Below are 22454 nucleotides of genomic sequence, written 5' to 3' on the forward strand. Positions count from 1 at the left end.
CTTCATAGACGGACACTGCCATCCTGTGCTGGCGGCGCATGTACTGTCAGGGATAGTGTTCGATATAGAGTGGTAGCGGTAGCGGCTGCCTGGTTCTATACCGGGGGCAAGCATCCCTATGGCTACGCCGGGGTAGGCCTGTCTGAGCTACTGGTTTTTGTCTTTTTCGGTTTGGTGGCGGTGCAGGGAACCCTGTGGGTGCAGGCTCAAGTCCTACCGTGGCAGTCTTGGGCGCTGGCCAGCGGGTTGGGGTTGCTGTCCTGCGCACTACTGATGGTCAATAACCTGCGCGATATCCCCACGGACCGGAAATCCGGCAAAATCACCCTGGCGGTACGTTTGGGTGATGCCTGGTCGCGCCGTATTTACCGGCTTTTTATCTATATCGCGTTGCTGTTGTCACTGGCGGCGCTGTTTGTGCCGTGGCCGGATATCTTCCCCGGCGGATTTATCCAATGGGGCAGCGGTTTTGTGGTGCAGCTGGCGTTGTGGCTGGGCGCTTTGCGGACTATGCGTCCGGTACGCGCGCACGAGACTGGCAAGTCCTTGATTGTCGCCCTGCGTAACACCGGTTTCTTAACCCTGGCTTATGGCGGCCTGCTCGGTCTGCTGTTCGCCCTGCTCTAGCCGTTTTTACCGGTTTTTCAGAAGCGCGCACAAGCCCGGGTGGGCGGTAGCCCGCTGCGGTAAACGGTGGTCGGTTTACCCTCATGCACCACCTCATGCTATGTTAATGGTGTCGAGAGTTCACCGGGAAAGCGCCCGGAGAACCTTCTGAATAAAACGAAGAAAAGGGGAGGAAATGAAGCTGGTAGTGGTCGGCGGAGTTGCGGGCGGTCTGTCCTTCGCGGCGCGGATGCGCAGGTTGGACGAGTCAGCCGAAATTGTGGTGTTTGAAAAAGGGCCGTACCCCTCGTTTTCTAACTGTGGACTGCCTTTTTATGTCGGTCAGGAGATTCCCGCGCGGGAAAGCCTGCTGCTGAACACACCCCAGAGCCTGAAAGCGAAACTGAACCTGGATGTGCGGGTAAACCACGAGGTCATCGGCGTGGACGCGGATGCGAAAACCGTGCAGGTACGCGGTGCGGACGGGAGTATCTTCACCGAAAGCTACGACAAGCTGATGCTTTCTCCCGGAGCGAGGGCCGCGCGTCCCCCGATTGAGGGCTTGGATTCCCCGCGGGTGCACACACTGCGCACGGTCGATGATGCGCAACAGATTGTGGACCTGGCAGAATCCGCAAAATCTGCGCTGGTCATCGGCGGGGGATTCATCGGTATCGAAGCGGCCGAAGCCCTGGCTCACCGCGGCATCAACACAACTATCGTCGAGGGCAGTGACCATGTCATGCCTCCGCTGGACCTGGAGATGGCTCATCTGGTGACCGGAGCCTTGCAGTCGCTCAATATTAACGTCATCGCGAAAACTCGGGTCACCAAGATCCAACATTTCCCCGCTCACGACCTGGCGGAACTGTCAGACGGGCAGTGCCTGGAGGTGGGGTTGATTGTGCTGGCTGCGGGCGTTACCCCTGCTACTAAGCCTTTCGTAGCGGCGGGAATCAAGGCCGATGAGCGAGGTTTCATGATAATTGACCAGCACGGACGCACGAACTTGCCTGACGTGTTCGCCTGCGGTGACGCCGTTACGCAGCAGACCGGGGTGACTGGACAAGCGCGGCCGGTTGCGCTGGCCGGTCCGACCAACCGCGCGGCCCGGCTTATCGCCGACTTCATCGCTGACCCAGAATCGGCTCGGCCCCTGCCCAAGCCCATCTCTACCTCGATTTTCCGGGTGGGACCCATGACTGTGGCTCAGACCGGGGCCAATCGAGCTGAACTGGACGCGAGGGGCATCGCCTACCACACGATTCACACCCACCCTACCGACCACGGAACTTTCCTGCCCGGCGCCCAACCGATGCAGCTGATGCTGCATTTCGCGGAAGCGGACGGCAGGATCCTCGGCGCTCAAGGAATCGGGGGCAACGGGGTAGATAAGCGTATCGATGTTATTGCCACGGCGCTTAAGGCTGGGCTGAGTGCCCCCGATTTGATTGACTTGGATTTGGTGTATGCGCCCCCGTATTCCGCAGCGAAGGATCCGGTCAATTTCCTGGGTTACGTGGCGGAAAATGTGCTGTGCGGCCGGCTGAAACTGTGGTACGCCGAGGAAGCGGCTCACCTCGACCCCGCCACGCCAATACTTGATGTGCGCCCCGTCCCTGAGTTCAATGCCGGACATTTGCGAGGCGCCAGGTGTATCCCCTTGACGGAACTGCGTTCACGGCTGGACGAGGTGCGTTCCTGGGTCGACGGGGAAACCGTGTACTTGAGCGATGATAGCGGGGCTAACGCATGGCTGGCACAGAGAATTCTGGAACCCGCGGGGATTAATGCTAAAGTATTGTCTGGCGGGGTCAATACGGTTTTCGCCTACTACTTTGACAACCCCGGTGCGGTGCTGGAAATGTAACGTAGCTTCCAACAGACGATTCCGGATAGAGGAAAGGGAATAATATGTGCTCTCCAGTAAAGTGCGCGAACTGCGGAAAGACTACTTGGACGGGATGCGGTCAACACATTGAAGCGGTCAAGGCCAGCGTCCCGGCCGACCAGTGGTGTACCTGCCCAGAAGACAAACGCAAACCGCAATCCCTATTCACGAGCTTCTTTGGGCGCTGAGCATTTCTGCCGCGAGGCGGCGCTTCGCCCCTGCTACGAAGCAGCAGAAATGCGAAGCGCTCAGAGTGCGGAGCCGTTAAGAAATGGCAATGGTTTCCCCCTCCCCGCCCTTGCTAAAATCACCGTATGGCCTCGAGCAATGACTTCATAGAACTTTGTGCCGGTCAATACCGTGCCCAGATTTCGTCTTTTGGTGGGGGCTTGTGGTCGCTGACTTGTGCGGACAAGCCGCTGGTGGTGACACCTCCTGTGCCGCACCAGGGGTTGTCACGAGTGTTCCCGGTTCCTTTCGCGGCGGGGTGTTTGCTGGCGCCGTGGCCCAACCGGGTGGACGGCGGAAATTTCACGTTTCAAGGCGAAACGTACCACCTCGAAATCAACGAACCCGACCGCCACAACGCCATTCACGGTTTCGTCAGGGAACGCCCTTGGGAACTCGATCCCGAAACGTCCGACAACCCCGCGGCGGTGTGCCTCAGTCTGGAAATGGAGCCGCAACCAGGCTGGCTGTGGCGACTCAAATACGTGATGAACTGGAGCATTGGTGCGACCCAAGGGTTGCGAGGCGAACTGCGGGTTTCCAACCTCAGCGATACGCCCTGCCCGTTTGGCTTCGGGTGGCATCCTTATTTAAGCGCGGGGGGTGCGAGCCTGGACGAATGCACCCTGAGTGTCTCGGTAGGCAACAATCTCGTGCTCGATTCAACACGTAACCTGCCGACCGGTCTAGAGCAACCCGCGGACACTGTTTTGGGCCAAGCGCGGCCGGTAGTGCTGCACGGACTGTGGCTTGACCACGCCTTTCGGGCGCAACCCGAACCAGACGGGCGAGTCCGGGCCGCCTTGTGCCAGGCAGACGGTTCGGGGACGGAACTCAGTGCCGGACCGTGGTGTCGGTGGCTCCAGATTTATACCGCTGACCCCGCTCGCCAGCAGGCTTTCCCCGGCGTTGATGATGGGCGCGCCCTGGCGGTCGAGCCGATGACCTGCCCGCCAAACGCCCTGAACCGCAACCAGGACGTACTGGTACTGGAACCAGGGAAACCTGAAACCTTCGCTTTCGGGCTACGCGCGATAAACGGTTAGCTGACGGGTATCCTGACGATTCCTTCCCGGAATTTCAGCATCTAGCGGGGTTTATTTCCCTGAGTACCAGAGAAGCAGACGTTCCACTTCCGCTTGCAATGCGGCGTTACCGTTACGGGAATACTTGCGGGGGTCGACCAAATCGGGGCCTTGTGCCAAGTCCTTACGAACTTCAGCGGTATAGACCACGTTCAGGTGCGTAGAGACGTTAATCTTGGTCATTCCCGCTTTGATGGCGGCGCGCATTCCTTCGTCAGAAACCCCGGAAGAACCGTGCAGGACCAGCGGAACCGGAACAGCCTGTTTAATGGCAGAGATAAGTTCTGTATCCAACGTGGCATCGCGCGAGGTCATCGCGTGTGACGACCCCACCGCTACCGCCAGCAAGTCCACGCCGGTGTCTGCCACGAACTTTGCGGCGTCCTTTGGATTGGTGCGTGCGCTCGGGTCGTGGACTCCATTTTTTCCACCGACCTCGCCTAATTCGGCCTCTACACTCACGCCACGGTCGTGACACCACTGGGTAATCTGCGCGGTGGTGTCACGGTTTTGCGCATCCGGCAGTTTGGAGCCGTCATACATAATCGAGGTAAAGCCCAAATCGACCGCCGCGCGGCACAGGTCGAGATCCTCAGCGTGATCGAGGTGCGCTACCACCGGGACTTTTGCTTGTTCGGCTAGTTTTAGCACGGCGCAACCGATGGGTTCCAGCCAGCCATGATGGTACTTAACAGCGTTTTGGGACAGCTGCAGAATCACCGGTAGGTTGACCGCTTCTGCCGCGGCGACCTGGGCCTCGCCATGTTCCAGCAACACCACGTTGAAAGCCCCCAGACCGACTCCGGCCGAGGCGGCCTCAGCAGCGAGTTTACGTATATCGCACAGCATTTATGCACTCCATTCTTCAGTTTGAAAGGTCATTTTAGCGGCAATTGTTGCCACCATATCTGTTTCCACCACACCAGCAACTGCCGCCGGAACCGCGGCTGCCGACCAAGACACCGCGCGCCCGAGAGCCTCGTGTGTCGGCAAGTTTTCGGACATACCGGACAGAAATCCAGCTACCGCCGCATCTCCCGCTCCGGTAGGATTGCCCTCCAAAGTCATCCCGGGGGCGGCCCACTCGACCTGTAGCGAGGCGGTGTGCACAGGCGCGGCGGGATGCTCCACGTAGGCCAGCCCGTCTTTTCCAGCGGAAATCAGCAAGGAGCGAGCTCCCAGAGATAGCAAAGAGCGTGCCGCCGCGGACAACTCAGTAATACCGGTAGCCTCACGCAGTTCCGCCACATTTGGTTTCAGACAATCCGCGCCCGCCTGAGCGGCCTCTAAGAGAAACTGCCCGGAGGTATCCACCATCACCCAGCAGCCTAAGTCATGCAAACCGGAGATGAGACGTCCGAGCATCCCCTGGGGACTGCCCTGGGCAAAAGACCCGTTAATGCTGACGAAAGCATTCGGGGTCGCCCAGTCCAGCTCGAGTGCCTGTAGCCACGCCTGTTCCCAATGCTGAGTAACGTCTTTGGGGTTCATAGTGCCATAGTTCGGGCCTGCCTCATTGAATACCGTGGCGTCTCCGTCAGCCACGATAGCTACGGATTGGCGGTTTGGGAATGGCATGGGCAAGGGTTGAAAACTAAACCGACCCTGCCACTCTAGTTTCCGTTTTTCCAGGTCGGCAAGGTATTCCGGGCTGAAAAAAAATCCTACTGCGAGGGTGGGATAACCCATTTGAGCCAGGACTGAAGCTGTATTGATCCCCTTACCTCCGGCACGGTAAATGAAGTCCTCGACCCGATGTGTCGAACCGATCTTGAGGGCGTCCACTGTGTAAGTGATGTCCAAAGCAGGGTTGGGAGTGAAAGTAACTAACTGGGGCATCTGAGTCTTTCCAAACTTATGACGGGCGGGCCGCGGGGATAATCGGAACTTGGGCTTTGGCAAAGGCTTGCGCCGCGATACCTAACAGTTGTGCCTGCGACCCAAATTTGGACAGCGAGAAGTGCGGTTCAGGCAGGTTCACGAGGTGCGATAACGTAGCCTGGCGCAGTCGCACCAGGTAGGCGGGTCCTTCCTTAGACTGTCCCCCGCCTACGATGACATCAAGATTTCCCAAGGTCGCCAGGCTGGCAGCCAAGACTGCCCCCAATGCCTGCGTGGCGGTTTCGATTACGTGATGAGCACATTCGTCTCCTTCCCGTTCCCTCAGGAACACATCCTTGGATGTGGGGTGGGCAGTTTGTGGGGAAATACCTTTCAAAAGGGCGTAGCGTCGGGCGGTATATTCGGCGGAAGCAATCCGTTCCAGGGGGAGGCGAGTTGCCTGAGTGGAAACTGGCGTGGCGGTCTTTTCCAGATAATTCAAATCGGGATTGGGAAGTAGAACCTGTCCAATCTCGCCGGAGCTCCCGCTCCGGTTCAGTACTCGCCCGTTGAGGACAATCCCCGCCGAAATGCCGGTCCCGATAGCGACGAAAAAACACTCCTGACGTCCGGTAAACAAGGCCTCGCCCAAGGCGCCAGAACGAACGTCATGTCCCAACGCAATCGGAGCGCCCAAGGCTTCGCCTAATCGGTCGCGCATGGGAAAACTTCCCCAGCCAAGGTTGGCTGAAGTGATGGTCATGCCGGTGTCTTCCACCATTACTCCGGGAACTCCCACCCCGACAACACTGCAAACCTGCTCAGCGGTCACAGCTTTGCCGTCAGGGCGACGTATTTCACCGCGGTGCAAAGCCTGTTGAATCTGACTATGCTGACCAGCAATTTGGTCAATCAGACCGACAGCGCCGCCGGTAGAGGTCGTTAGGGTCGGCAGCGTCACCAGCGAACCGCTGTTAGACACGAAAGCAACTTTCGTGTCCGTTCCCCCCACGTCAAAGGCCAGCGTGTACACCGGTGCAGAACCGGTTTTTGGTGTCGGAAGCTCATCGGGTGGCATCTGTCCCTCCAAAGACGCGAGGATTATTCAGGTGCGTAATTAGGACAGAATCACTGAACGAGTCAGGTGACGCGGGGTGTCTGGATTCAGACCCCGGTGTTCCGCGCGCGCCACAGCGACGCGTTGCAGCAGCACCAGGGAGGCCATCGGATCGTAGTCGTGGTGGACCAAAGTGGCACCGGTAGCGGCGATTTGCGCCTCCATCCCCTCGGGGACGGAGCCAAAAATCCAGGTAATGCGGTTCGGTTCGGCAATGGAAATCGGCCCGTGGCGGTATTCCATCGCGGGATAGGACTCGGTCCAGGATTGTGAGGCTTCGCGCATCTTTAGGGCGGCTTCGTTGGCGAGTCCGTAAGTCCAGCCGGTGCCGAGGAAGGTGAATTGGTCGGCGGTTACGAAAGCTGCGGGAATTTCTGCATTTACTGTCGCGGCGCAATCCGCAATAGCTTTCGTCAAGTCCTCTCCGAGGCTGGCGCGCAGCAAAGCCAGAGCCGTGGTGGCGAAACGCGTTTGCACTACCGACGTTTCATCCGTGAAGTCTAAAACTAGTTCCATGTCGGTAAAGGGTGTGGCGGGACCATTGCCGACGGCGGTAATTAAGCGGGTGGGAACCTTGCCATGCAAGGCTTTGAGAATATCGATAATCTCCGTGGTGGTGCCCGAACGAGACAGGGTAATGACCATGTCATAGTGGCGTGTCAGGGGGAATTCGGTAGCGGTGAAAGCATCGGAGACTCCGTGTCCGGCGACTTCTCGCGCTCGGCAGTATGCCTGCGCCATGAACCAGGAGGTGCCACAGCCAATCATGGCAACACTTTTGCCCTTATCGGGGAAAAACTTGGGGTCCAGGGAAGCGAGCATGTCAATGGCCTGTTTCCAGGTTTGGGGTTGGCTAGCAATTTCCTCAGCGGTGATACTCATGGCGGTGTGTTCTCCCTAATAAAATCGGCTACATTGTTCAGAAACAAAAATACCACGCAAGGTGACACAAATTGTTTGAAACTGATTTAAATTTCATGTTATAGACATTTTAAATCAATCAAGAGGGAAAGCGCATGGCCCATCAATCATTACGGCTGACCAAAATCCTTGATTTCGTGCTCGAAAACGGCTCGATTCAGGTAGAGGACATCGAAACTCTCCTGGGTGTATCCCCAGCCACTGCACGTCGCGATCTGGACAGGTTGGCATCCCAACAGATGGTGACCCGGGTTCGTGGGGGAGCGGTGGCCAACCCCCTATCCGGGGACCTGCCCTTGCGGTATCGCCCGGTGAATAGTGGGCGAGCCAAGCAGCGTCTGGCGAAAGCTGCCGCCAAATTGGTGAAACCGGGGGATGTTATCGGCTTGAACGGGGGAACCACCACCACGGAAGTTTCGCGCGAATTGGCGCTGCGCGTTTCGAAAGATCCCGGGTTTCAACGTCACGGGATAACAGTCGTGACGAACGCCATCAATATTGCCAATGAGCTAGCGTTACGACCACAAATCAAAGTCATAGTAGTGGGCGGGACACTACGCCCTTGCTCCTATGAAGTCGTGGGTAATATGTCTGGACTGGTGCTGGACAATTTGGCGATGTCGCGGGTGTTTTTGGCGGTGGTCAGTATTGACGTGAAACGTGGTTTGTTCAATGATGACTTGCTGGAAGCGGAGACCAACGCTGATTTTCTCCGTTCCGCGCAACGAGTCACCGTGGTGGCAGATAGCTCCAAATTCTCCGCGTTGGGGACTGCCCGGATTTGTGACTTTGAACCGATTGACGAAATCCTCACAGACAGTGTAGATTCGCAAACTTTAGCAGTCTTGGAAAGCCAAGGTATCACGGTTTTGACTGTCTAGGAACGGGCCGGCAAATAAAATAATTTGTTTAAAACGCACCAAAATGATTAGAAAAAATCATATTCTTTGTTGTAGGTGTTCAATGAAGTCCACCTTTTCGCCTGAGACAGTGCGGAAAAACTACCTCGGTTACCACCGTGAGCTGACAACTTACAACAATGGAAAGGAAAGCTCGTGAAAGGCATCGTCAAAATTAGCGCAGTAGCAGCAATCGCGGCGCTCGCTTTAGCAGGATGTGCAGGTTCTGACTCCGGCTCAGGCAGTGCTGCAGCGGATCCGGCTAACTTGGAAACCACTATTAAAATTCTGGCTCCTTCGTACGCCTCCTCGACCAAGACGGACTGGGAGAACATTATTGCTGAGTACAACAAGACCTATCCGAAGGTCAAGGTTGAGCTGCAAATTGAAGGTTGGGACGATTTCTCCTCCAAGGTGCAGGCTCGTGTACAAGCCAAGGACTTACCCGACATTTTGAACGACAATAACTTTGCGTCCGCAGCCGACGGCGAACTGCTCTACCCCATTACAGAAGTCATGAGCGAGGACGTGTTGAATACGATTGAACCCGCCCTTCTGAAGAACGGGGTAGGGGCGGACGGAACTCAATGGGTCGTCCCCGACGTGGCCTCCTCCCGCATGATGGCCTACAACACCGGCATCTTTGAAAAAGCAGGCATCACGGCGGTTCCCGCTACATGGGACGAACTGGAGCAAGCCTGCGACAAGATTAAAGCTGCTTCCCCGGATGTGTACCCCTACGGTATGCCTCTAGGCCGAGAGGAAGCCCAGGTTGAGTCCTCACTGTGGCTGTGGGGTGCCGGTGGTGACTGGTCCGAGGGCAAGACATTGAAAGCCAAGAGTGATAAAGCCGTGGAGGCTTTCACCGAGATGAAGAAGCTCATTGATAAAGGCTGCACCCAACCCAACGCCGGCACGTCCAACCGTCAAGATGTCGCCGACCTGTTCAACAACGGCAAGGTGGCCATGATGATGGCCCACTCCGGTCTTTTGAGCGTAACAGAGGAGGACTATCCCGACATTAAGTACGATATCGCCCCGATTCCCTCCAAGGATGGCAAGGGTGTGGCAATCGGCGTGACGGACTTCATTCTCGCTTTTGACAACGGTGATGACGCCCGCAAGCAGGCTACTAAGGGATTCCTTGACTTGTTCTACTCGGACGCGATGTACAAGAACTGGTACGCCCCCTCCGGGTTGCTTCCGGTGACGGAGAGCATCATTGAGCAAGGCAAGTCCGAAGCTGGCCCCATCGACAAGAAGTTCTACGAAGCGCTGAGTACCGTAAGGTTCCTGCCAGTAGGTAACCCGCAGTGGGATACGCTGCAAGGAGCCCTGCAGTCTACTGCCGGGAAACTGACCGCTCAAGAACCAGCCGCTGTGCTGGATGCGATTCAATCTCAGGTCGATGCCGAGTCCTGACATGAACGCTTGAAAACGGGGCTGTAGAGGTGGCGACTGTCACCTCTACAGCCCCGATAAAAACCCGCTTTGTATAGAGGAATCTCGTCGATATGAAAAGTGCGCCCAGTGTGGAACAGAACGTCAAGACCCAGTTGCGCACCCAAACTGAGCCAAAAGCGAAAAAGAGCCGGTGGATGGAAACTGTAGCCGCTATACCGTGGCTGGCGCCGACTCTCCTGCTGATTATCGGGGTTGTGATTTACCCGACTATCCTGCTCATCTACTATTCCTTCATTAAATTCAACAAGTATGGGGTAAACAAAGGGTTTACAGGTTGGGACAACTATGTCGGTAAAGCCGGGGCGCTGACCTATCCCTCTGTGCACATTGGCCAGGTGCTACTCAACACCACCCTGTGGGTGGTCGTAGTCGTGACGGTGACAGTGCTAGTTTCCTTGGGGTTGGCTCAGTTCCTCAATAAGGACTTCCCCGGTCGCAAGTTGGTGCGACTCTTTGTGATTCTCCCGTGGGCGTGTTCTGTGGTGATGACGACCACCGCCTTTAACTACGGCCTTGATTCAGAATATGGTCTGTTCAACCGGTTTTTTGTAGATACGGGTATCTTGCAAAAAGCCTATGCTTTCACGGAAAATCCCACGGCGGCTTTCTGGGTCGCAGTTTTTGTGGCTATCTATGTGTCGTTACCCTTTACGACGTACACCATCCTGGCGGGACTGCAGTCCGTCCCGAAAGACATTCTGGAGGCTTCTCGAGTAGACGGCGCCAACTCCTTCCAGCGCTATTGGCTGATAGTGTTCCCCATGTTGCGCCCCGCTGTCGCCACCGCTGCTTTGATAAACATCATCAACGTATTCAACTCCCTGCCTATTTTGCAGATCTTGGTGGAATCCCCTGGCTATCACTCCGCCCACACCACCACAACCTTGATCTTCCAGTACAAGGCACAGCTCGGCCCGGGCGTCTCGAGTGCGCTGTCGGTCCTGAACTTCATGTTCTGCCTGGTGATTATTGCCATCTATCTCATATCTGTGAAGCCGACGAAGGAGGTGGAGTAACATGAGTACCCCTCTGACCAAACATTCTGAACCGGCCAAGGCATCTTCTGAAGCTACCCCAGCGACCCGCCGTAAACGCCGTCCCGCGGGCATGGTCATGACGCTTGTCGGGGCACTGCTGATTGTGTTGTTCTTCCTATTTCCCTACGCGTTAATGTTTGTGACTTCGGTTAAGACCCGCGGCGACGTACGGAAAATCCCACCGGACTACCTGCCTTCCAAACTGGAACTGAGCAACTACCTAACGGTGTGGTCCTTCCCCGCGGTAAACGTAGGCAAATCACTTTTGGCCACGGCCGTCATCGCCATCGGGGCGACACTCCTGGTGCTGTTGGTGGCGACCCCCGCGGCCTACTATGTGGCTCGGTTCCGTTTCCCCGGGCGGATGCCCTTCCTGTTCCTGGTACTGTGCACCCAGATGCTCCAGCCTACCGTGTTGGCGGTCGGCCTCTACCAGGAGTTTTCCAGCTGGCAAGGACAAGTCGTGTGGGTGGCGCTAATCCTCATCAACGGTGCTTTTAACCTGTCTTTCGCAATCTGGATTATGCAGGCGTTTTTCTCTTCAGTACCCAAGGAAGTGGATGAAGCCGCTTTGATGGATGGCTTGGGACGTCTCCAAACCATGTTTAAAATCTCGTTGCCTCTGGTGTGGCCTGGTATCGTTACCGCGGTCGTATTCGTGTTCATTAATACCTGGAACGAGTACGCGGCGGCTTTCGTGTTGGTGCAAAAGCCCGAGTTGCAACCTTTGACGGTGGCAATGCCGCGTTTCTTGGGGCTTTACGTGCGTGAATGGCAGTACATGTTTACAACATCCGTAATCGCGATTGTGCCGGTCATTATCATGTTTGCCCTCATCGAGAAGCGTCTGATTGGTGGTCTTACCTCCGGCAGCATTAAGTAGCTTTGCTGTCGGGGTCGCTCTGCCAGGATTTAACAGCGGAAAATTGCTTACAGCACGCAAAAGTTATAGAGTAGATGTTTGCGTGTTCTTTGTCCGAGGCCGCCTGTTAACGTTGATATTGCAGAAGAATGCGCTGGCAATATCACGGCAGGTACAGCGAGGGACGAGATGTTCAAACGCCGGAGCGCATCGAGATTTTCAAGGTGGAAGGGGAGACCCCCGTTGACGCGACGTTTCGCGCAAAAGCAGAGGGTAACCTATTGAAACCAAAAGGGAATCTCGACCATCCATACGACATAAAGGAAACGGAAATCTTGGCTACGAAATCCAAAGAATCCTCCACTCACCCTTTCCGGGTGTCTTTTGCCCAAATCGATGAACCGATGGCGCCGCCGAATCTGTTGGCGCTGCAGACCGAATCTTTTGACTGGTTCCTGGGGAATGAAGCCTGGCAGGAGCGCGTTAAGAAAGCCGATGAAACCGGCGATAAGCATGTTCCCCGCACTTCGGGATTGCAGGAAATCCTGAACGAAATGAGCCCGATTGAGGACAACGGCGGCACCATGAGCTTGTCCTTTAAGGACTACACCTTGGAAAGCCCGCACTACACCATCGACGAGTGCAAGGACAAGGACCTGACCTACAATGCGCCGATGTACGTGACGGCCGAATTTATTACCTACGAAACCGGCGAAATTAAGACCCAAACCGTGTTCCTGGGCGAATTTCCGTTGATGACCCCGCGCGGGACTTTCATCGTCAACGGTACCGAGCGGGTGGTCGTGTCCCAGCTGGTGCGTTCCCCCGGCGTGTACTTTGAAAAGACCGCGGACAAGACCTCGGACCGGGACATTTACCTGGGCAAGGTCATCCCCTCCCGCGGCGCTTGGCTCGAGTTTGAGATTGATAAGAAAGACACGGTCGGGGTGCGTATCGACCGCAAGCGCAAGCAGTCCGCCACCATTTTCCTCAAGGCGCTGGGTATGAGCGTCGGCGAAATCCGCGAGGCTTTCCAAGACTTCCCGTTGATGCTGGAAACCCTGGAAAAAGACGGCGCGATTGAAACCCAGGATCAGGCCCTGGAGGACATCTACCGCAAGATTCGTCCCGGCGAGCCGCCCAGCGTGGAGGCCGGACGTAACCTGCTGCATAACTTTTACACCAACCCCAAGCGTTACGACCTAGCCGAGGTGGGACGCTACAAGATCAACAAGAAGCTCGGTGTCGAGAGGGAGATGGGCGAGCGCACCCTGGATCTGACCGACATTGTCGCCGCCTTCCGCTACCTGTTGGCGCTGCGTGCTGGGGATGACACGGTCAAGGTCAAAGACGCGGCCGGCAAAGAAACCGAACTGCGCATCAAGACCGACGACATCGACCACTTCGGCAACCGCCGGGTGCGTCCGGTCGGTGAGCTCATTCAGATGCAGGTGCGCACGGGTATGTCCCGTATGGAGCGCACGGTGAAGGAACGCATGTCCACTCAGGACGTCGAAGCTATCACCCCGAACTCGCTCATTAACATTCGCCCGGTCGTGGCGGCCATCAAAGAGTTCTTTGGAACCTCTCAGCTGTCGCAGTTCATGGACCAAAACAACCCGTTGGCGGGTCTGACGCACAAGCGCCGTCTGTCCGCTTTGGGTCCGGGCGGCCTGTCCCGAGACCGGGCGGGGATGGAAGTCCGTGACGTGCACCCCTCGCACTACGGGCGCATGTGCCCGGTGGAAACTCCCGAAGGCCCGAACATTGGTTTGATTGGCTCGCTGGCGACCTTCGCGCGGATTAACCCTTACGGGTTTGTGGAAACCCCCTATCGCGTGGTTAAGAAAGGCGTCGTTACCAACGAAATCCACTACATCACCGCTGACGATGAAGAAGGCAAGAACATCGCCCAGGCTTCCGCGCAGCTCACGAAAGACGGGCACTTCGTAGAATCCTCGGTGCTGTGCCGTTCTACCGGTGGCGACCCGGTGCTGGTCAGCCCCGAAGAAGTCGACTTGATGGACGTTTCGGCTCGTCAGATGGTGTCGGTCGCAACGGCGATGATTCCGTTCCTGGAACACGACGACGCGAACCGCGCCCTGATGGGGGCGAACATGCAGCGTCAGGCAGTGCCGCTGCTGAAAACCGAGGCTCCTCTGGTGGGCACCGGCATCGAGAAACGCGCCGCAATTGACGCCGGCGATGTGGTCGTAGCTAAGAAGGGCGGCGTCGTTACCGAGGTCAGCGCCGATTTGGTGCGTGTCCAGGAAGATGACGGCGAAACCCACGTCTACGCAGTGGAAAAGTTCAAGCGTTCCAACCAGGGCAACTGCTATAACCAGCAGGTTATTGTCGACGAGGGCGACCGGGTCGAAGCCGGCGACGTTCTGGCTGACGGTCCTGCTACTGACGGTGGGGAAATGGCTTTGGGCAAGAACTTGCTGGTGGCCTACATGTCCTGGGAAGGGCTGAACTACGAGGACGCCATCATTTTGAGCCAGCGGGTCGTCTCGGAAGATTTGCTGACTTCGATTCATATCGAGGAACACGAAATCGATGCTCGGGACACGAAACTCGGCGAGGAAGAAATCACGCGAGATATTCCCAACGTTTCCGAAGCTGCCCGTAAGGACCTGGACGAACGCGGCATTATCCGTGTCGGCGCCGAAGTCAGCGCGGGCGACATTCTGGTCGGTAAGGTGACCCCGAAGGGCGAAACCGAACTGACCAGTGAGGAACGTCTGCTGCGGGCTATCTTGGGTGAGAAGGCGCGAGAGGCTCGCGACACTTCGTTGCGGGTGCCCCACGGGGAATCCGGTATCGTTATCGGGGTTAAGGAATTCGTGGCCGGCGACTGCGAAGACGCTGCGCTCGGACCTGGCGTGAAACACATGGTTCGCGTCTTTATCGCCCAGCGCCGCAAGATGACGGTCGGGGATAAGATGGCTGGCCGTCACGGCAACAAGGGCTGTGTTTCCAAGATTCTCCCGGTTGAGGATATGCCGTTCCTCGAGGACGGCACCCCGGTGGATATCATCCTGAACCCGATGGGTGTGCCCGGTCGTATGAACCTGGGTCAGGTACTCGAATTCCACTTGGGCTGGCTGGCTCACGAGGGTTGGGATATTAGTGAAGCCCGCAAGGCCGGTGAACAGTGGGCTCAGGATGTTCCGTTGGAGGTTTGCGAACCGGGACAGCACGTGGCGACCCCCGTGTTCGACGGTGCGGAGGCTGACGAGATTACCGGCCTGCTGCGCAACACTCGGGTTCGCGACGACTTCGACCGCCCGCTTATTGACGAAATGGGCAAAGCCAAGCTGTTTGACGGCCGTTCCGGGGAACCTTTCCCGTACCCGATTGCTATCGGCTACAAGTACATGCTGAAACTGCACCACTTGGTCGATGACAAGATCCACGCCCGTTCTACCGGCCCGTACTCCATGATTACCCAGCAGCCTCTGGGCGGTAAGGCCCAGTTCGGCGGCCAGCGTTTCGGTGAGATGGAGGTGTGGGCTATGGAGGCTTACGGCGCCGCCTATGCCCTCCAGGAACTGTTGACGGTGAAATCCGACGACGTGCAAGGACGTGTGCGGGTTTACGAATCTATCGTGCGCGGCGAGGACCTGCCTCAGCCGGGCATTCCGGAATCTTTCCGCGTGTTGATGCAGGAAATGCGTTCGCTGTGCTTGAACGTAGAAGCGCTGGATGCTGCCGGCAACGCCATCGACTTGCGTGACGATGACGACGAGGCCGGCCGCGGCCCCAACAGCCTCGGCTTCGACCTGGGCAAACGGCCCAACGCCCCCGGCCTTTTGACGACCGACGAATTCATCAACGCCTAAGACGGACCGGAAGAAGAGGAAAGAAAACACATGTTGGATGCAAACAAGTTTGACAAGTTGCACATCGGTTTAGCGACTGAGGACGACATTAACGGTTGGTCCCACGGCGAAGTTAAGAAGCCGGAAACCATCAACTACCGGACGTTGAAGCCTGAGAAAGAAGGCTTGTTCGATGAACGGATTTTCGGGCCGACCCGCGACTGGGAATGTGCCTGTGGCAAGTACAAGCGCGTGCGTTACAAGGGTATTGTCTGCGAACGCTGCGGGGTGGAAGTCACCCGTTCCAAGGTGCGCCGCGAGCGGATGGGTCACATTAAACTCGCTGCCCCGGTGACGCATATTTGGTACTTCAAGGGCGTGCCTTCCCGTCTCGGTTACCTGCTGAATATCGCTCCGAAGGACCTGGAAAAGGTTATTTATTTCGCGGCCTACATGATTACCGAGGTCGACGAGGAACGTCGCCACAAGGACCTGTCCGATATGCAAAAGGAATCCGATCTGGCGCGGGAGCAAATCGAAAAGAACCGTGATTTGGACGTCGAAAAGCGCGCCCAAAAGATGGAACAGGATATGGCGGCGCTGGAAAAGGAAGGCGCCGAGAAATCCGAAATCGACAAGGTCAAGCGCAACGGCGAAAAGGAAATGCGTGCCATTCGCCACCAGGCTGAGTCTGACCTGAAGCTGCATGACGAAGTTTGGGACCGGTTTAAGAACCTGAAGGTCGGCGACCTGGAAGGCAACGAGCTGGTGTACCGCGAAATGTATGCCCTGTACGGGACCTACTTCAAGGGCGGCATGGGCGCCCAGGCAGTGAAGGATCGCTTGGAGTCTTTTGACCTGGTAGCTGAGGCTGAGGCGCTGAAAGAGGTTGTGGAGAGCAAGTCTGGCCAACAAAAGACCCGCGCTCTGAAGCGTTTGAAGGTCATTAACGCTTTCCTCCAGACCGGCAAGCCGGCTTCCGCGATGGTCCTGGATTCTATTCCGGTCATTCCCCCGGATCTGCGCCCGATGGTGCAGCTGGATGGCGGACGTTTCGCGACTTCTGACCTGAATGACCTGTACCGCCGCGTCATTAACCGCAACAATCGTTTGAATCGTTTGCAGGAATTGAAAGCCCCGGACATCATTGTCAACAACGAGAAACGTATGTTGCAAGAGGCTGTGGACGCGCTGTTCGACAACGGTCGGCGCGGCCGGCCGGTGACGGGTCCGGGCAACCGTCCCCTGAAGTCCCTGTCCGACATGCTCAAGGGCAAACAGGGGCGTTTCCGCCAGAACTTGCTGGGCAAGCGCGTGGATTATTCCGGTCGTTCCGTTATCGTGGTTGGTCCGCAGCTGAAGCTGCACCAGTGCGGTTTGCCCAAGACGATGGCTCTGGAGCTGTTCAAGCCCTTCGTAATGAAGGTGTTGGTGGAAAACGGGGAAGCCAAGAACGTCAAAGCTGCCAAGCGCATGGTAGAGCGGCAAAACCCCCAGGTCTGGGACGTTTTGGACGAGGTTATCACCAACCACCCGGTCTTGCTGAACCGTGCGCCAACCCTGCACCGTTTGGGCATTCAGGCTTTCGAGCCACTGCTGGTGGAAGGCAAAGCGATTCAGTTGCACCCGCTGGTCTGCGGCGCGTTCAACGCGGACTTTGACGGCGACCAAATGGCTGTCCACGTCCCGCTGTCCGCTGAAGCCCAGGCTGAGGCCCGCGTGCTGATGCTGTCGTCTAACAACATCCTGAAGCCTTCAGACGGCCGCCCGGTGACCATGCCTTCCCAAGACATGATTATCGGGATTTACCACCTGACCTCGGATGAAGATCCGGAGATGGTGCATAACCCGCGGTTTGACCCTGACGGCAACCGGGTGTTGAAGCACTACTCCAGCCCCGCCGAAGCCCGCCTGGCTTATGACAACGACGACCTGGCTTTGCAGGAAACCTGCGTAATTCGGATGGAACCGGGTGACTTGCCGCCGGAGGACATGAAAATGCCCGAGGGGTGGCAGCCGGGAGACCGCTTTGAGCTGGAAACTTCCCTGGGCCGGGTTATCTTTAATGACTCGCTGCCGCGTGAATACCCGTTCGTGAACTACGTGGTAGAGAAAAAGAAACTCGGCAAAATCGTCAATGACCTGGCGGAACTGTACCAAAAGGCCGATATTGAGGTGTCCCTGGATGCGCTCAAGTCCTTCGGTTTCCACTGGTCGACCTGGTCCGGGATTACGATTTCCTTCACGGACGTGGTGCCGCCTTCGACCAAGCCTGCCATTTTGGAAAAGTACGAGAACCTCGCTTCTGACGTCCAAGCCGACTACGACCTGGGTGCTATCACCGAGGACGAACGCTACAGCGCCTTGATTGACCTGTGGCGGGCGTGCACGAATGAAGTGGCCGAGGAAATGCGCGAGAACTTCCCCGAACGCAACAATGTGTACCGCATGGTGAAGTCCGGGGCGCGCGGTAACTGGTCCCAGATTCAACAGATTGCCGGTATGCGCGGTCTGGTGTCCGACCCGAAGCAGCGCTTGATTGAGCGCCCGATTAAGTCGAACTACCGTGAGGGTCTGTCCGTGCTGGAATACTTCATCGCGACCCACGGCGCCCGCAAGGGTCTGGCGGATACCGCTTTGCGTACCGCGGAATCCGGTTACTTGACTCGCCGTCTGGTGGACGTGTCTCAGGATGTCATTATCCGCGAGGAGGATTGTGGCACCCGCAAGGGCCTGACCATTACCATCGGTTCGGTCAACGAAGAAGGTCAAGTCGAGCCTGACGAACTGGTCGAGACCACCGCTTTTGCGCGTACCTTGGCTGTTGACGCGGTGGATGAGGCCGGAAACGTCGTGCTTGAGGCCGGGCAAGATGTCGGTGACGTGGCTATTAAGAAGCTCTTGAAAGCCGGTATCACCCAGATTAAGGTGCGTTCCGTGCTGACCTGTGATGCGGCGATTGGTACCTGTGCTGCCTGCTACGGGCGTTCCTTGGCTACCGGCAAGCGTGTGGATATTGGCGAAGCGGTCGGTATTATCGCGGCGCAGTCCATTGGCGAGCCCGGTACTCAGCTGACGATGCGTACCTTCCACACCGGTGGTGCGGCTTCGGCGGCCGATATTACCCAGGGTCTGCCGCGTGTACAGGAGCTGTTTGAGGCGCGTACCCCCAAGGGCGAAGCGACCATCACCGAGGCTGCCGGCCGGGTGAAGATAAACGACGACCCCTCCGGCCCGCGCGAGGTCATCATCACTCGTGACGACGGCAAGGAGGACCTGGTCATCGAGGTGTCTCGCCGCCAGGCACTGCTGGTTGCGGACGGGGATCACCTGGAAGTGGGCGACCGCCTGACCCAAGGTCCTATTGACCCGAAGAAACTGCTGCGCGTGAAAGGCCAAGCCGAAACCCAGCGTTCCCTGGTCAACGAAGTGCAGCAGGTTTACCACAGCCAGGGCGTAGATATTCACGCCAAGCACATCGAGGTTATAGTGCGCCAGATGCTGCGCCGCGTCACCGTGCTGGAGTCGGGCGACACTATGTTGCTGCCCGGTCAGCTCATCGATCAGGCGAAGTTCCGTGAAGAAAACAAGCGAGTCGTGGCGCAGGGCAAGCAGCCTGCCTCGGCACGTTCCGAGCTGATGGGTATCACCAAGGCGTCCTTGGCTACCGATTCCTGGCTGTCCGCGGCTTCCTTCCAAGAGACCACGAAGGTTCTGACCAACGCGGCGATGGAAGGCATCGACGACCCGCTGTCGGGCCTGAAAGAAAACGTCATCCTGGGCAAGCTGATTCCAGCCGGTACCGGTCTGAGCCGTTACCGCCGGGTGGAAATCAAGCCTTCCGCGAGCGGTCACGAGATGCTGATGTCGCAGCTGCCTTACAGCGACACGACCGGATTCGGGCTGTTCGATGACGATGTCGACCTGGAACACCCGTGGGGGTAGGGTTGACAATGCTCGATGACCTGTGGTTACAGGGCTAAATCGGGTTTAATTCAATAGTTTCGGGGTTCCCGGTTCGCCAGCTGCGGTTGGCGGGCCGGGAACTTCAGTTTTTCAACACCCGGTTGATAGGGTTATGACTATGGGAATGTTGGATAAGGCCAAAGATATGGTTCAGGCGGTAAAGTCTGGTAGCACCGGTGACGAGTCGAGCAGCGCCGTTGAGGTGGGGAACACGGCAGAGGTCAAGGAGCCGGAACAGAAAGCCTCCGGTTTGTCTGCCTGGCCTGCCGGGATGCGCTTCGCTTTCGCCCTGGCGGCCAGCGCGCTGATAATTTTCCTTCTGGCCCAGATTGCTGGGGTGTTCATGCCAACTTTCCTGGCATTTTCGCTGGCGTTAGCGGTGCGACCGGTTTCGGAGTGGCTGATTCGTCACCACTGGCCGGTCGGTTTGGCTGCTTTGGTCAACATCGTGCTGCTGTTCGCCATCCTGTTTGTCATGCTGGGGTTGATTGCGATTGCCATCACCGCTATGGTCACCGAATTGCCTCGCTACGGCTCAAAGTTCCAGGCCCTCTATGAACAAGCCATCAGTCAGTTGGATCAACGCGGCTTCGACACTTCCGCTGTGTTGGATTCCTGGAAGAACGTGGATATCAACCGGATTTTTTCCTACCTGTCCGGTTTTGCTAACCAGATTAGCGGCGCGGGAACCACTCTGTTCTTTATCATCATGGTGTCGATTTTTGTGGTCGGGGACATCGTTGTGGTGCGCCGCCGCGCAGCCGAGCTGGCTTCCTACGCGCCAGGTTTTGCCATCGCCCTGCGCAACTTCTCCCTGCGGGTACGGACCTACTTCCTGATGACCACCATCTTTGGTGCCGTCGTGGCGCTGGTGGATGTAGGAATTCTCTATGCGTTTGGCGTGCCGACCCCCTGGACCTGGGGCATACTCGCTTTTGTGGCGAACTACATTCCCGCGGTGGGATTCATTCTGTCCATGATTCCCCCGATTTTGCTGGCCTTGGCGCTAGGCGGGGTGTGGCCCGCTGTCGGGGTATTCATCGGTTACATGGTCGCGTCGCTGCTGTTCTTGAACATTTTGCAGCCTCGCATCGCCGGGAACGCGGTCGGTTTGAACGCCACCGTTTCGTTCCTGTCTTTGATGGTGTGGTCCACGGTAATGGGGCCGCTCGGCGCGATTCTGGCGGTGCCGCTCACACTGTTCTTTAAAGCTATCTTTGTGGACTCCGACCCGCGCACGGCCTGGATTGATGTGTTCTTCCGGCCCTCCGATGAGCCCACCTCCCTGGTGGTAGACCGGAAAAAACGCGACCGTGACGGGGACGGGTTAGACGATGCCACCGGAGAACCCCGGAGTTTCGATACGCGGTTGCGCGAGGAACAGATCCAGGACGCGGCTGAGAAAGAACGTGCCCGGGCGCAAGCGACCTTGGACAAACTGAACCAGGAAGCCCTGGTGCAGGCTGCACAAAAGGCTGAAAAAGAGAAATCCAAGAAAGCCGAACCCTCTGAGAAAACCGAGGAATAGTAATCCGGCCTGCTGATTTCGCCCGGCGGTAGGTCAGGGTTTTCCTGGTTCACCAGGCCGATGGGCTCTATCTCGGGTCGGTGGGAGTTGTCGGCGGCCTGGCTATCGCGGGCAAAACCGGGGGAGCGAGGTTGCGCCAGGCGGGGGCACATGCTCGGGTGGTTAGGATTTCGTGTCGGGAGAGTCCGTGGGGTCCGGGGGATTTTGTGTGTCTGTGGGCTTCTCTGAATCGGAATTTTCGTCCAGGCGGGGTTGGAGTATTTCGTCCTCTTTCTCGCGCTTCTTGCGTTCGTATTCTTCACGCTGTTTTTCGCGCAGTTTCCGACTGACTTCCTCGAGGAACTCCGGGTCGTCATCAGGAGCGCTGGGCTGTTTCGGGGCGGGTTTCCGTCCGAAACTGATGGGTACGGATTCCTCACTGGACCAGATATTCGGTTCGATAACCCCGCCTTTGGCTTCGGCGGCGGCGACTCGGGACACGATTATCCACGCAATCGCCCCGATGGGGCTAATCAGCAAAATCAGCAAAATCCACAAAATCTTTGGCACCTTGCCGGGCATGTTATCTTTCGGGGTGCGAATGCAATCAATCAGCGCATACAGGGTCAGCGCCAACCACAAGATAAACAACAAAACTCTGGCCACGGCTTCATCTTAACGTATAACCCGTGGTCTTTCTTGTTTTGTAGATTTCTGGACATGCCGGGGAAGATAGCCAACGGAGAAAATCGTATAAATAATGCGGGGGGGGGGACGACCGGTATCATGGTTATCAAATGGTTTTCATTCGCTAAGGAGTGGTGGCAGATGTCTAACCCCAAATCACGCTGGATTCTCTTGGCGGCTTATGCCGTGCTGTTCCTGGCTTTGCCTTACGTAACCCAACCGATTTTTAAGTCGGTAGGCGATTGCGGTTTTGGGTGGATTCTGATGATTTTCTACCTGGCGTTACCGCTTTTGGGACTGGGATGCGGGGTTGCGGACGGGATTGTCAACGGCTGGTCGCTGTGGTGGCTCATCGCTCCGGTAGTACTGTTTATTCCGCACTTCTTTCTGGCGATGGACGCGGCTGCCGACCTCAGCGTCCACTGGGACGAATTTGTCCTGTTCACCGGCATCTATGTCGGTTTCGCGTTTATCCCCAACCTTATAGCGGGGCTGGTTCGGAACCGCCTCCAGCGCGTCCGGGCGCAGTCCTAAACTCG

The 22454-nt window shown here is 57.2% G+C and carries 16 protein-coding genes and 1 pseudogene; 12 read left to right on the plus strand and 5 right to left on the minus strand.

Annotated features, from left to right (window positions below; genetic code table 11):
• Positions 1–69: 69 nt before the first annotated feature.
• The 4 genes and pseudogenes from menA to AC5LBQ_RS03115 all read left to right on the plus strand — a co-directional run.
• Positions 70–627 (plus strand): annotated as a pseudogene (gene menA, locus AC5LBQ_RS03100) (1,4-dihydroxy-2-naphthoate octaprenyltransferase); the annotation flags it as partial.
• 175 nt (positions 628–802) lie between these two features.
• Positions 803–2476, plus strand: a complete 1674-nt coding sequence (locus AC5LBQ_RS03105) for an FAD-dependent oxidoreductase (protein ID WP_493264598.1) — start codon at positions 803–805, stop codon at positions 2474–2476.
• A 44-nt stretch (positions 2477–2520) separates the two neighbouring features.
• Positions 2521–2685, plus strand: coding sequence for a DUF8730 family Cys-rich protein (locus AC5LBQ_RS03110; RefSeq protein ID WP_493264599.1), 165 nt, complete (start codon positions 2521–2523; stop codon positions 2683–2685).
• 126 nt (positions 2686–2811) lie between these two features.
• Positions 2812–3771, plus strand: a complete 960-nt coding sequence (locus tag AC5LBQ_RS03115) for an aldose 1-epimerase family protein (RefSeq protein WP_493264600.1) — start codon at positions 2812–2814, stop codon at positions 3769–3771.
• Positions 3772–3822: 51 nt separating this feature from the next.
• On the opposite strand, the gene AC5LBQ_RS03120 is transcribed toward AC5LBQ_RS03115, so the two are convergent.
• Genes AC5LBQ_RS03120 through AC5LBQ_RS03135 form a run of 4 tightly spaced genes read right to left on the minus strand, consistent with a single transcriptional unit; the run spans position 3823 to position 7630 of the window.
• Positions 3823–4659, minus strand: coding sequence for a class II fructose-bisphosphate aldolase (locus tag AC5LBQ_RS03120; RefSeq protein ID WP_297346198.1), 837 nt, complete (start codon positions 4657–4659; stop codon positions 3823–3825).
• Positions 4660–5649 (minus strand): 1-phosphofructokinase family hexose kinase, encoded by a 990-nt coding sequence (locus tag AC5LBQ_RS03125; protein ID WP_493264601.1) that lies wholly within the window; start codon positions 5647–5649, stop codon positions 4660–4662.
• Between the two features lie 16 nt (positions 5650–5665).
• Positions 5666–6709 (minus strand): ROK family protein, encoded by a 1044-nt coding sequence (locus tag AC5LBQ_RS03130; RefSeq protein ID WP_493264602.1) that lies wholly within the window; start codon positions 6707–6709, stop codon positions 5666–5668.
• 39 nt (positions 6710–6748) lie between these two features.
• A complete protein-coding gene (locus AC5LBQ_RS03135; RefSeq protein ID WP_493264603.1) occupies positions 6749–7630 on the minus strand; it encodes an SIS domain-containing protein in 882 nt (293 codons plus the stop codon).
• Positions 7631–7764: 134 nt separating this feature from the next.
• Here AC5LBQ_RS03135 and AC5LBQ_RS03140 point away from each other — a divergent pair, with 134 nt between their 5' ends.
• The 7 genes from AC5LBQ_RS03140 (at position 7765) to AC5LBQ_RS03170 (ending at position 21249) form a co-directional block, all read left to right on the plus strand.
• Positions 7765–8550 (plus strand): DeoR/GlpR family DNA-binding transcription regulator, encoded by a 786-nt coding sequence (locus AC5LBQ_RS03140; protein WP_297346194.1) that lies wholly within the window; start codon positions 7765–7767, stop codon positions 8548–8550.
• Between the two features lie 174 nt (positions 8551–8724).
• Positions 8725–9990, plus strand: coding sequence for an extracellular solute-binding protein (locus AC5LBQ_RS03145; RefSeq protein WP_493264604.1), 1266 nt, complete (start codon positions 8725–8727; stop codon positions 9988–9990).
• Positions 9991–10082: 92 nt separating this feature from the next.
• A complete protein-coding gene (locus tag AC5LBQ_RS03150; protein ID WP_282920990.1) occupies positions 10083–11048 on the plus strand; it encodes a carbohydrate ABC transporter permease in 966 nt (321 codons plus the stop codon).
• 1 nt (position 11049) lies between these two features.
• Positions 11050–11952 (plus strand): carbohydrate ABC transporter permease, encoded by a 903-nt coding sequence (locus tag AC5LBQ_RS03155; RefSeq protein ID WP_295027417.1) that lies wholly within the window; start codon positions 11050–11052, stop codon positions 11950–11952.
• Positions 11953–12266: 314 nt separating this feature from the next.
• Positions 12267–15776 carry a DNA-directed RNA polymerase subunit beta gene (gene rpoB, locus AC5LBQ_RS03160; RefSeq protein WP_493264605.1) on the plus strand — a complete coding sequence of 1170 codons (3510 nt, stop codon included), beginning with the start codon at positions 12267–12269 and terminating at the stop codon, positions 15774–15776.
• A 30-nt stretch (positions 15777–15806) separates the two neighbouring features.
• Positions 15807–19700, plus strand: coding sequence for a DNA-directed RNA polymerase subunit beta' (locus AC5LBQ_RS03165; RefSeq protein WP_493264606.1), 3894 nt, complete (start codon positions 15807–15809; stop codon positions 19698–19700).
• Between the two features lie 139 nt (positions 19701–19839).
• Complete coding sequence (locus tag AC5LBQ_RS03170) at positions 19840–21249, plus strand: AI-2E family transporter (protein WP_493264607.1); 1410 nt, start codon at positions 19840–19842, stop codon at positions 21247–21249.
• 162 nt (positions 21250–21411) lie between these two features.
• Here AC5LBQ_RS03170 and AC5LBQ_RS03175 read toward each other — a convergent pair whose 3' ends face one another.
• Entirely contained in the window at positions 21412–21894 is a 483-nt protein-coding gene (locus AC5LBQ_RS03175; RefSeq protein WP_493264608.1) for a PLDc N-terminal domain-containing protein, read from the minus strand.
• Between the two features lie 162 nt (positions 21895–22056).
• On the opposite strand from AC5LBQ_RS03175, the gene AC5LBQ_RS03180 reads away from it, so the two are divergent.
• Entirely contained in the window at positions 22057–22449 is a 393-nt protein-coding gene (locus AC5LBQ_RS03180) for a hypothetical protein (RefSeq protein WP_297591113.1), read from the plus strand.
• Positions 22450–22454: the final 5 nt, after the last annotated feature.

This window comes from Mobiluncus sp., from assembly GCF_985070215.1.